Here is an 11,738-nt window from a genome sequence, read left to right as displayed (position 1 = left end):
AATAAGGGGATGCGATAGGTAGAACGTATTATCACCGTTAAAAGTTTTTGGAGAGGGGGTCCGGGGGGGGAACCTTTTTTCAAAAAGGTTCCCCCCCGGTCTCATCCTCCTCTTCATCCAAATCCGGCGCCTGGTCGTAGGGCGCGCCGAGGGGCAGTTGCACGGTGAAGGTCGCCTCGCCGCCAAGCTGGAAGAAGGTGAGCGAACCGCCCATGTTCTTGACGATGCGGTAGGCCAGCGGCAGCCCGAGGCGCTCCTCGCCTTCCTCGAAGGGCAGGAAGAGCAGTTCCGGATCGTCCACCGGCATGGTTGTGGCGAAGGTCACGTCGAGGTGGATGAACCGGGCGTGGCGCGAGGTGGCGAGGGACACCCGGCCGCCCTGGGGCAGGCGTTTGGAGGCGTAGCGCACGAGGCTCGTGACCACCTGGGTGAGCAGTTCCGGGTCGAGCTGGAGATCGGGCAGCCCGGGGGCGAGCTTGGTATCGGCGGCGAGGCCCCGGGCGGAAAATTCCGGAGCCAGGAACTCCACCACGGCGGACGCGATGGCCCCGAGCGAGCAAAGCCGCGGGCGCAGATCGACGGGGTGCAGGTAGGTGCTTATCCGGTCCAGGATATCCTCGAGGCGTCTGGCTTCGGCCAGGATGATGCCCGCCTCGCGGTTGTCCGGCATCCGGGCTTGCAGGCGATGGGCGAAGCCGGCGATGGAAAAAAGCGGGTTTCGGATCTCGTGGGCCACTTCCGCCGAGATCGCGCCCAGGGTCTTGAGCTTTTCCTCCTGGACCACGAAGCGTTCCAGTTCCACCCGGTCGGTGATGTCCACCACGATGCCCTCGATCATGGTTGCGGCATCGTCGTGGTTGGGCCGGGTCGAGGGGATGGCCCGCAGCAGCGCGTGGACCGTGGCCCCGTTTTTGTGGATGAACCGGCATTCCTCGGTGCGGGCGCGGCCCCGGGCCGGGAAGTCCCGGGTGAGGCTTTGGACCACGCGTTCCCGGTCGTCCGGGTGCAGGCGCGTCACGAACCAATCCCGTTCGCTCAGTGCCTCGCCTCGAGAAAAACCGAGCAACGTGCGGCAAAATTTGTTAATGAAAGCCACGCGCAGGTCCGCTTCCAGGACGAAGACCAGAAGCGGCAGGTTTTGCACCAGATTGAAATAGCGGGTCTCGGCCAGACGTACGGCCCGGGACAGGTGCTGCCGCTCGAGCACGGCTTCCAGGGCATGGCCGAGCAGGTCGAAGCTGACGATGGGTTTTTGCAGATAATCCGCCGCGCCGAGGCGAAAGGCCTGGATCACGCCCTGGATTTCGTCCTGGCCGGAGATGACGATGACCGGCGGCGGCTTGCCGCCTTCCCGGGCCAGGGCCTTGAGCACGTCGAACCCGTCCAGGCCGGGCAGGCGCAGGTCGAGCAGCACGGCGTCGGGTTTGTGTTCGCGGATGGCGGCAAGCCCGGTCCGCCCGTCGTCGGCGGTGGCGACGGCGTAGCCCGAGGCCGTCAGCCAAAGGCTCACGGCTTGCCGCACGTCGGGGTCATCCTCGACGATCAGGATCGTGGCAGTGGTGGTCTCGGCCATGGCGGTCTCCGCGGACAGCTGATTATGGTGGAAGCTTAGACCATTCGGCCGCGCCTTGCCAGGGGCGCGGCAATATCCGCGCGGCCGGGGTGGGGCTTTTTGGGAGTTGCAAAAATGTCAACTTCAAACTAGGGAGACTCACGTCGTGCCGCCTTCGGAGCGCGCCGGACTCATGTGGAGAAAGGTCCGGCCTGCCTGCCCCGGGGCGGATGGAGACACGGCGTCGTCTGGGGTTTGGTACACAAAAACGTTATGAGAGGGGGAAAACCATGAACGCGGCGGACACCGCTTTCGTGCTCATTTCCGCTGCCCTGGTCATGCTCATGACCCCGGGGCTGGCGCTTTTTTACGGTGGCATGGTCCGGGGCAAGAACATCCTCGGCACGCTCATGCACTCCAACATCCTGCTTGGCACCGTCACCATCATATGGGCCATCGTCGGCTACAGCCTGGCCTTTGGCGGCGACATCGGCGGGCTGATCGGCAATCTCGACTACGTGTTTCTGCGCGGGGTCGGGACCGCCGCCAAGCCGGGCGTGGACAACATCCCGCACCTGGCCTTCATGATCTTCCAGTGCATGTTCGCGGTGATCACGCCGGCGCTGATTACCGGCGCGTTCGCCGAGCGCATCAAATTTTCGGGGTTCCTCGTCTTCACCTGCCTGTGGATGATCGTGGTCTACTCGCCCATGGCCCACTGGGTCTGGGGCGGCGGCTGGATGGCCAAGATGGGCGCCCTCGATTTCGCCGGCGGCGCGGTGGTCCACATGAGTTCCGGTGCCTCGGCCCTGGCCGCGGCCCTGTATCTGGGCCGGCGTCACGGCTACGGCAAGCAGGCCTTCATTCCCCACAACCTGCCGCTGACCATCCTCGGCGCGGGACTTTTGTGGTTCGGCTGGTTCGGGTTCAACGCCGGCAGCGCCCTGGCCGCCAACGGGTTGGCCGCCTCGGCCTTCGTCACCACCCACCTCGCCGCCGCCGCCGCCGCCTTGAGCTGGATCGTGGTGGAATGGCTCCATCGCGGCAAGCCGACCACGCTCGGCATGGCCTCCGGCGCGGTGGCCGGACTTGTCGCCATCACCCCGGCGGCGGGCTTCGTCGAGCCCATGCCGGCCATCCTCATGGGCCTTGTCGCCGGCGCGCTGTGCTACGGCGGCGTGCTCTTAAAAAGCAGACTCAAGTACGACGACGCCCTGGACGTGGTGGGCATCCATGGCCTCGGCGGCACCTTCGGCGCGCTTGCCACTGGGCTTTTCGCCACCACGGCCGTCAACGACGCCGGGGCCAACGGCCTTTTCTACGGCAACCCCGGCCAGCTGTGGATCCAGTTCGTTTCCGTGGTCGCCACCTGGGCCTACTGCTTCGTCATGTCCTTGATCCTCTTTAAGATCGTGGACGTGATGGTTGGTATTCGGGTAAGCCAGGAAGACGAGACCAAGGGCCTCGACGTCAGCCAGCACAGTGAAGTCGGCTACCAGCTCTAACGTGGGGAGTACGCGCGCCATGAAAAAGATCGAAGTCATCACGCGGCCTTACAAGATCGATGAGATCAAGGAAAAGCTCACCGGCATCGGCATCAAGGGGATGACCATCTCCGAGGTCAAGGGGTTCGGCCGCCAGCGCGGTCATACCGAGGTCTACCGCGGGGCCGAGTACCAGGTGGATTTCGTGCCCAAGGTCAAGATGGAGGTGGTGGTGGAGGACGCCATGGCCGCCGAGGTCATCGCCACCATCAAGGCCGCCGCCCAGACCGGCGAGGTCGGCGACGGCAAGATCTTCGTCTCCACCATCGACGAGGTCATCCGCATCCGCACCGGCGAGACCGGCAACGCGGCTATTTAAGGAAAAGAGGAAGAAGTGCGAGAGGGGAAACCCTTTGAAAAAGGGTTGTCCCCTCTCGCGCTCTCCCTTTCCTAAATTTTCTAAAGGTGTTGGGGAAAGGAAGAATATTGCCTCATCGGTAAGGAAAACGATGAAGAGGTTGCCAAGGTTTCCCCGTCTTCGCGCGTGATCTCCCCGGAACCATGCATGTCCCTACAAGAAAAGCCGCCGAGCGCGGCCCTGCTCGTCGAAGGCAAGGCCCTTCTGGATACGGCCCTGGCCGACGGCCAGGTGGACGTGTCCTACGTCGCCGCTCTGGCCGACGTCTTCGACCGTTATTTTCGCGAACGTCTGGCCGAATACGAGGCGTCCTCGGGCGAACGGGCGGCCTTTGCCCTGGTGGCCGTGGGCGGTTACGGCCGGCGTGAGCTGTGCCCGGCCTCGGACATCGACGTCCTGGTGGTCTTCGGCGGCGAATGCCCGGCCGACGCGCCGGAACTGGCGCGGTTCCTCTTTTTCCCGCTGTGGGACCTGGGCGTGGACCTGGGCCATGGCGTGCGCACCTTGGACCAGTGTCTGACGCTTGCCCGTACGGACCATCAGGTGCTGGCCTCGCTGCTCGACGCCCGGTTTCTTGCCGGCGACCCCGGCGTGCACGAGGGGCTGGCCGCCCGGCTGGCCGCCGACGTGTTTCCGGCCCGATCCGCCGATTTCGCCTTGTGGCTGGATGCGGGCAACAAGGAGCGCAAGGCCTCCTACGGCGATGCCGGGGCCATGCTCGAGCCCAACCTCAAAAACGGCCTTGGCGGGCTTCGCGACGCCCATCAGGTGCGCTGGCTACTGGCCCTGGACGCCGGGCGCGAGCGCGATGCCGTACTCCTCGCCCCGGAACTGGCCGCCCTTGCCGAGGATTTCCGTTTCGTCCTGACCGCCCGGATGCACCTGCACCGCCTGTGCGGCCGCAAAAACGACAAGCTCTATTTCGAGTTTCAGGAGCGCGTGGCCGAGGCTATGGGCTTTGGACCGCGCGGCGACCGGGCCGGGGTGGAACGGTTCCTGGCCCGGTTGTTGCGCCGCATGGCCGACATCAAGGCCTTGCGCCTTTCCGCCTGGCCGCTTCTGGCCGGCTCTCTCGGGGCGCTCGATCTCGGCGCGCCGGCCAAGGCCCTGGGGGGCGGCGTGGAGTTCGCCCCGGAGGGGCTGCGCTTCGCGCCGGGACTCTCCGAAGAGGCGGCCATGGAGGGGCTTTTCGACCTGCTTCTGGCCTGCGCCCGGACGGGCCGGGCGCCGTCCCACGAGACGCTTCGCCGGATGCGGGACATTGCTTCGGCCTATGCCCGGTTGGCCGGTGTGTCCCCGCGCACCGGGCGGCGGCTCTACGACGGCCTCGGCGCGGTCATGGCGGCCGACGCCACCGGCGCGGCCATGGACGCGGTCATGGCCACCGGGCTGTTGCGGGCCGCCTTGCCGGAATTCGCCCGGGTCGAGGACATCGTCGCCTTCGACATCTACCACGTGCACCCCGTGGGCCGGCACACCCTGGAGGCGGTGCGGCTCCTGGCCGGCATCCGGGCCGGGGAGCCCTCGCGCTACAAGGCGCTTCTGGCCGGCCTGCCCCGGCCGGAGCTGGTTTTCTGGGGACTTTTGCTCCACGACGTGGGCAAGGGGCTTGGCGGGGGGCACGCGGAAAAGGGGGCGCAGCTGGCCGAGGCCATGCTGGCCCGGCTGGCCGCGCCGCTGGAGGTGCGCCATGCCGTGGCCGGACTCGTGCGCGAGCACCTGCTGTTGCCGGAAACGGCGACCGGCCGCGACCTGGCCGACCGGGACGTGGTGGCCGGAGTGGCGGCCCGGGTGGCCACGGTGGAAACCCTCGACATGCTGACGCTCATCGCCCGCTGCGACGGTCAGGCCACCGGGCCCCAGGCCTGGACCGGCTGGAAGGAATCGCTCATCTTCGAACTCTACGACAAGGTCCGCGCCGCCATCGAGCAGGGGCGGATCTTCGACGCCGGCGACGCCAGAATCATGCTGGCGACGCGGGAGCGCGTGCGCGAGCTGGCCGGCGAGGGCATGGAGCCCGAGGCCTTGGAGCGGGCGCTTTTGGCCATGCCGCCGCGCTACCTGGTGGTGGAATCGCCTGAAACCATCCTGGTCCATCTGGCCTTGCTCAAAGAGCTGGACGCGGCCGAGGTCGAGGACAGGCGCATGTGCCCGAGCGCCCGCTCGGCCCGCCGGGGCCGGGACGTGGCCGTGTTGCGCCACGAGGCCTTGCCCGAGGGCGACGGCTTTCGCCTGACCGTTGCGGCCCGGGGCGTGCGCGCCCTTTTCGCCACGGTCTGCGGGGCGCTGGCCCTCTACGACCTGTCCATCCGCGACGCCGACGTTTTCGTGTGGGAGGGCGGGGTGACGATCTTGTCGCTTCGCACCGCCAATCCGCCGGATGTGCTCTATGCCGACGAGGTCTTCGCCCGGGTCGCCCGGGCCGTGCGCTATGCGTTTTCGGGCAAGCTTTTTCTCGCCTACCGGCTGGCGAAAAAGCGGGAATCGTTTTTGTGCGCGCCGGCGGCGGCCAATTGCCCCCGGACCCCGCCCGAGGTGGTGCTCGACGACCGGGCCTCGGACCTCTACACCGTGTTGGAGGTGACCTGCGACGACCGGGTGGGCCTCCTCTACGACATCGCCCACACGCTTTACGAGCTGCGCCTGGAGACGCATCTGGCCAAGGTGGTGACCCCGGCCGGCCGGGTGCGCGACGTGTTTTACGTGCGCGGTCCCGACGGCAGGCGGGTGGAGGACCCGGAGCAGGCGGCGGAGATCAAGGCCGCGCTGTTGCACCGGCTGGCCGACGATTTGTGCGCCGCGCACTGAGCCCGGCGGGCGTATCCGAGCGGTGTCGACGCTTGACGACGGCCTTGGTTGCGGCGATACCTTGGGCATCTACGTCGTGTCGCGGCCTTGCGCCGCGACCGTCAAGGAGCCCGCATGAGCGACATTGAAGCCCTGCCGTGCCCCCCGCGTCTCGGGGAGCCCGCCCCGGATTTCGAGATCGAAACCACCCAGGGCATTCTGCGTCTGGAAGATTTCCGGGGAAGCTGGCTGGTGCTTTTTTCCCATCCGGCGGATTTCACTCCGGTGTGCGCCACGGAGATCATCGCCTTCGCCGGCGCGCGCGAGACCCTGCGCGCCAGCGGCTGCGAACTGCTCGGGCTGTCCGTGGATTCCATCTTTTCCCACATCGCCTGGGTGCGCTCCCTGGAGTCGCGGTTTTCGGTCACCGTCGATTTCCCCTTGGGCGCGGACACCACCGGCATGGTGGCGCGGCGCTACGGCATGCGCATGCCTGCCGAATCGCCCAACGAGCCGTCACGCGTGACCTTCGTCATCGATGACCGCCAGATCGTGCGGGCCCATCTCGCCTACCCCATGACAACCGGCCGCAATGTCGACGAGATCGTGCGGCTGGTCGCGGCCCTGCAGACGACCGACGCCCGCGGCGTCGCCACCCCGGCCGGCTGGAAGCCGGGCGAGGCGGTGCTCGTCCCGCCGCCCCGCACCAAGGCCATGGCCGAGGAGCGGGTGAAGGCGGGCGGGCCGGGCTGCCCGGATTGGTATTTTTGCAAAAAGGAGACTGCATGACGTCCGAGGACAACCTAGACGAACGCATAGACGCTGATGAAAGCGTCGCCGCCATCAAACCCGACGGAGGGCTCACCCAGACGGCCAAGGATATCCTGCGCGTCTGCGATCCACCGGCGACCGAAGAGGATATCAGCCGGGCCCTGGTGCGCCATTTTTCCCAGGTCGAGCCCATGGTGCGCGATCTGATCAATCTGGGGCTGCTCATGGATGTCGAGGGCCGGCTGGCCCTGACCGAGCTGGCGCGGGAAAAACTCCCGCGCTAGATATTTCTTTTGCAAAGAGGATGCGAGAGGGGAAACCCTTCTTAAAAAGGGGTCTCTCTTCTCGCGCCCTCCCTTTCCAAAACCCTTGCCTTGACCGGCGTCGTATGGACACCCTGGCTTGCCTCCTGGGGCTGGAGGGCCGGGGAAGCATCCTTCGGAAAACGTGGTCCCGCCTCGGCAGGCTTTAACGGAACAGGGCCCGGCGAAGGTCCCGGTATCCCGGCGCGGCCTTTACGGTCGCGCGTGGCGGTATTATGGTGTCCAGTATCGATGCGCCGGCCATGCGCCATGCGGTGCCGGCCAAGCGCGCCTGGAGGTTGCCGTGAACGCCTTATCCCGGTCCGGGGATTCCCCCGGGTCGCGCAATCCGGAAAGCTGCCGCCGTTGTGCCGCGGCCGGCCCCACATGCTGCACGCTGACGCCCGGGCATGAGGAATTGTGTTTCCCCATCTCCGAGGTGGAGCGGCACCGCATTGCCGAACATGTGGGCCTTTCGCTCGGGGCGTTCACGCCGGAAGCCAATTCCGGGGCGTTTCTCTCCTGTATGCGTCGGCTTTTCCCCCGTGAGGGCAAGTTGCTCGAAAGTCTTTTTCCCGAATCGGGCCGCCACCTGCGCCTGTCGGTCTCTCCCGGGGGGCACTGCGTGTTTCTGCAGGCCGACGGATGCCGCTTGCCAAGGGAGGCCCGGCCGTATTATTGCCGCCTCTTCCCATTCTGGATGGCTGACGGACGGGTCACGGCCTTTGCCGCCGCCAGCTGTCTCGTCCACCGCCAGGGCCGCACCGTCGCCGGGATGCTCACGCTTCTTGCGGCGACCGAGGGGCAGGTGCGCGATCTCCACGGCCGGCTGCGACTGGCCTGGGGGCTTCCTCCCCGGGAAGACATGCCCGCGGTCACTCCCGTCCCAGCGAGATTTGGCACGTGAAAAAATTCCTCATTTTGCTTGTTCTGTTGGTGTTCGTCGGCATCGTCTCCGGGGCCGCCGGCCTTATCGGCTTGTACTACTGGGCCTCGAGCGATCTGCCGAGTTTCCGCAAAATCACCGACTACCGCCCGCCGCTGGTCACGACCATCTACACCCGCGACAACAAGGTGCTCGGCTACCTCTATTCCGAAAAGCGCTTTTTGGTGACGCTCTCGGAGATGCCCGAGTTTTTGCCCAAGGCCTTCCTGGCCGCCGAGGACGCCACCTTCTACCAGCACGAGGGCGTGGACCTTTCGGCCATCGTCCGGGCCATGATCAAAAACCTCCAGCGCGGCGGCATCCGGCAGGGCGGTTCCACCATCACCCAGCAGGTCATCAAGCGGCTGCTTTTGTCCTCGGAAAAAAGCTACAAGCGCAAGATCAAGGAAGCCATCCTAGCCTATCGCCTGGAGAAGTACCTGACCAAGGACGAAATCCTCACCATCTACCTCAACCAGATCTACCTGGGCTCCCGGGCCTACGGCGTGGAAGCGGCGGCGCGGACCTATTTCGGCGTCCACGTCGGCGACCTGACCCTGGCCCAGGCCGCGCTTCTGGCCGGCCTGCCCCAGGCGCCTTCGCGCTACAGTCCGTTTCGGGATTTCCAGGCGGCCAAGAACCGCCAGAAATACGTGCTCGGCCGCATGCTGGCCCAGGGCTGGATCACCCAGGCCCAGCACGACCAGGCCGTGGCCGAGCCGCTGGTCTTTAAAAGCATGCCCGACCCGTCCTGGGAGGTGGCCCCGTTCTACCTCGAGGAGGTGCGCCGGGAACTCATCGACCGTTTCGGCGAGGATCAGGTCTACAACGGCGGCCTGCACGTGCGCACGGCCGTGGACCTCAAGCACCAGGAAGCGGCCGAACGGGCCCTGCGCGAGGGGCTGGTCGCCTCGGAGAAGCGCCGGGGCTACAAGCCGGCCCTGGAAAAGCTCGACAAGGACAAGTTCGCGGATTTTCTGGCCCACAGCAACGTCCCCGCGTCGCTTTTGACCCCGGGGCGCTGGCTCAAGGCCCTGGTCACGGAGGTCGGCGGCCAGGGCGTGACCGTGCGCTTCGGCGACAAGTACGGCTTCATTCCGGCCAGCGAGGTCGGCTGGGCCAAGGGCCGGGTGGAAGTCGGCGACATCGTCTGGACGTCGGTGCTGGCCGAGCCCGAAAAGCCCGGCGCCCGCAAGGAGGAGGCCGAGGCCCCGGCCCCCAAGGGCAAGAAGGGCAAGGCCGAATCGAGGAAAGCCGCGCCGTCGGCGTCCTCCCGGCCCATGTGGAAGCTGGCCATGCAGCTCGAGCCGCGCATCGAGGGGGCCATCGTGTCCATGGACCCGCGCACGGGCGAGGTGCTGGCCTGCGTCGGCGGCTTCTCCTTCGAAAAAAGCCAGTTCAACCGGGCCACCCAGTCGTTTCGCCAGCCCGGTTCGTCGTTTAAGCCCATCGTCTATTCCGTGGCCATGGACAACGGCATGACCCCGGCCACGGTGGTCATGGACGCGCCCTTTTCCTACCGCGATCCCTGGAGCGGCCAGGTCTGGTCCCCGGGCAACTACGAGGGCAACTTTTCCGGTCCCATGACGCTTCGGGCCGCGCTGTCCAAGTCGAAAAACCTGGTCACGGTGCGGGTGGCCCAGCAGGTGGGCATGAAAAAGATCATCGCCCGGGCCCAGGAACTGGGGCTGCGGGGCGAATTCGTGCCGTACCTGCCGGTGAGCCTGGGAGCGGTGGCCGTCAACCTGCTGGACATGATCCACGCCTATTCCGCCTTTGCCCGCGACGGCTCGACCATCACCCCGCGCTTCGTCCTGGACGTCAAGAGCCCCTGGGGCGAGGAACTCTACGTCAACAAGCCCGAGATCAAGCAGGTGCTCACGCCCCAGACCGCCTACATCATGGACTGCATGCTCAAGGAAGTGGTGCGGGCCGGCACGGCCACGCGGGTGAAGGTCCTCGGCCGGCCCATCGCCGGCAAGACCGGCACCACCAACGACTTCCAGGATGCCTGGTTCATGGGCTTTTCGCCCTATCTGCTGACCGGCTGCTACGTCGGCTTCGACCAGCCCAAACCCATGGGCAGGGGCGAGACCGGCGGGCGGGCGGCCCTGCCCATCTGGCTGGCCTACCGCGAAGCCGTGGAGAACGATTATCCGGTGGAGGATTTCTCGCGGCCCCCGGGCATCGTCATGGCCAACGTGGACGGCGTGCCCATGGCCTTCAAGGAGGGCACCGAACGCGGTTCCATGGCCGTCATGGACGAGGAGCAGGAGAAGGCCTTTTTCACCGACCCCAACGCGCCCCTCGGCAAGGGCGAGGACCTGCTCAAGCAGATGTTCTGATCGCGTCCGCCCGCGCCCGTTTGGGGCGCCTGGACCGCGGGCGGGGCCCGGGGGCCGTCCGGTCGGCGGTCTTGCCCGGGGCGATGGCGGCCCCGGAACGGGCATCCCGCGTGGCGCTTTCCCCTTCAAACAGCGTATTCTTTGTCGCCCGGACTGGTTCGGCAGCCGGGCGACTTTTTTTGCGGCCTGTCCGGCTGTGGGCACGGTGTTGGCAGCGGCTTTTTTCGGGCGGATGATGGACGGCGGCGCCGGACAGGACTTTTGCGAGAGGGTGGCCTATGGTGCTTTTGAAGATATTACGCCAGTAATGGTGGAAATGTCTGGAGGGTACGCCTTTTATATGGCGTGATATGGATGGAATTACGTCTGTGAAATGAATGGAATATTGAGAGAATTATTTCTCTTTTTGAAGATAAATAAAATGGGATTGGGGGAAATGTACTTTTATATTGCAGGAGTATTTTAACTTTTTTCTGGATACTTGTTTATGTGACGCAATGTTAATTAAAAGGTTACATCGAAATAATTTATTTTTTCTCTAAACTCCTTTCTCCTTCGGCCGATAAGTCCCGCAGGCAAGGTTGCACAAAACCAAAGGAGAAACGCCATGTCCTCTGATCTTATCGGCCTCAGTTACGGCAGCGGCACCGGTACGAGCCTGGGCACGCTGGCCAGCTCCAGCAAATCCTCGACCGTGAGCGCGGCTTCAAGTTCGGACGACGACTCCTCCGGGAGCCCGGGCATCCAGGGTGACGGCAAGAATTTTTCCAACGGCGCGGAAATGATGCAGAAGCTCAAGAATCTGCAAAGTTCCGATCCGGACAAGTTCAAGGAAGTGGCGCAGAAGATTTCGAACAGTCTGTCCGATGCGGCCAAGAACTCTTCGGATTCCCAGGCCGCCGGCATGTACAGCGATATGGCCGGCAAGTTCGCCCAGGCCGCCAAGTCGGGCAGCATGTCTTCGCTGGGTCCCTCCGAGCCGCCGAGCAACGCTTCCGGCGCTCAGGGGCAGGCGGCCATGAAATACGCCGCCCACCAAAGCGGCGGCGGCAACCCCATGGAAAACGTCGACAGCATCATTTCCGGCGCGCTTTCCGGTGTGGGGGCTTCCGAGGCGTAATCCGCAAGTGCCGCCTCCCGTCGCCGGGACGCGC

Annotated in this window: 9 protein-coding genes; 8 read left to right on the top strand and 1 reads right to left on the bottom strand. The window is 65.5% G+C overall.

The window, feature by feature from the left end:
- Positions 1 to 79 precede the first annotated feature (79 nt).
- Positions 80 to 1,573: an ATP-binding response regulator gene (locus DESFRDRAFT_RS15720; RefSeq protein ID WP_005995545.1), complete on the bottom strand. Its 1,494-nt coding sequence runs from the start codon at positions 1,571 to 1,573 to the stop codon at positions 80 to 82.
- A gap of 269 nt (positions 1,574 to 1,842) precedes the next feature.
- On the opposite strand from DESFRDRAFT_RS15720, the gene DESFRDRAFT_RS15715 reads away from it, so the two are divergent.
- The 8 genes from DESFRDRAFT_RS15715 to DESFRDRAFT_RS15680 all read left to right on the top strand — a co-directional run bounded on the left by DESFRDRAFT_RS15715 (position 1,843) and on the right by DESFRDRAFT_RS15680 (position 11,704).
- Positions 1,843 to 3,057, top strand: a complete 1,215-nt coding sequence (locus tag DESFRDRAFT_RS15715) for an ammonium transporter (protein ID WP_005995544.1) — start codon at positions 1,843 to 1,845, stop codon at positions 3,055 to 3,057.
- A gap of 19 nt (positions 3,058 to 3,076) precedes the next feature.
- Positions 3,077 to 3,415 carry a P-II family nitrogen regulator gene (locus tag DESFRDRAFT_RS15710; protein ID WP_005995543.1) on the top strand — a complete coding sequence of 113 codons (339 nt, stop codon included), beginning with the start codon at positions 3,077 to 3,079 and terminating at the stop codon, positions 3,413 to 3,415.
- A 186-nt stretch (positions 3,416 to 3,601) separates the two neighbouring features.
- Complete coding sequence (locus DESFRDRAFT_RS15705) at positions 3,602 to 6,262, top strand: [protein-PII] uridylyltransferase family protein (protein WP_005995541.1); 2,661 nt, start codon at positions 3,602 to 3,604, stop codon at positions 6,260 to 6,262.
- A 114-nt stretch (positions 6,263 to 6,376) separates the two neighbouring features.
- Positions 6,377 to 7,030 carry a peroxiredoxin gene (locus DESFRDRAFT_RS15700; RefSeq protein WP_005995540.1) on the top strand — a complete coding sequence of 218 codons (654 nt, stop codon included), beginning with the start codon at positions 6,377 to 6,379 and terminating at the stop codon, positions 7,028 to 7,030.
- Positions 7,027 to 7,296, top strand: coding sequence for a hypothetical protein (locus tag DESFRDRAFT_RS15695; protein ID WP_005995539.1), 270 nt, complete (start codon positions 7,027 to 7,029; stop codon positions 7,294 to 7,296). The genes DESFRDRAFT_RS15700 and DESFRDRAFT_RS15695 overlap by 4 nt, the downstream gene beginning before the upstream one ends.
- A gap of 322 nt (positions 7,297 to 7,618) precedes the next feature.
- Complete coding sequence (locus DESFRDRAFT_RS15690) at positions 7,619 to 8,221, top strand: YkgJ family cysteine cluster protein (RefSeq protein WP_005995538.1); 603 nt, start codon at positions 7,619 to 7,621, stop codon at positions 8,219 to 8,221.
- Positions 8,218 to 10,584, top strand: a complete 2,367-nt coding sequence (locus tag DESFRDRAFT_RS15685; RefSeq protein ID WP_005995537.1) for a penicillin-binding protein 1A — start codon at positions 8,218 to 8,220, stop codon at positions 10,582 to 10,584. Before DESFRDRAFT_RS15690 ends, DESFRDRAFT_RS15685 begins: the two co-directional genes overlap by 4 nt.
- 607 nt (positions 10,585 to 11,191) lie before the next feature.
- Entirely contained in the window at positions 11,192 to 11,704 is a 513-nt protein-coding gene (locus DESFRDRAFT_RS15680; protein ID WP_005995536.1) for a hypothetical protein, read from the top strand.
- Positions 11,705 to 11,738: the final 34 nt, after the last annotated feature.

The sequence above is a fragment of the Solidesulfovibrio fructosivorans JJ] genome (assembly GCF_000179555.1).
Lineage (GTDB): Bacteria > Desulfobacterota > Desulfovibrionia > Desulfovibrionales > Desulfovibrionaceae > Solidesulfovibrio > Solidesulfovibrio fructosivorans.
This window is presented reverse-complemented; position numbering and strand designations above follow the sequence as displayed.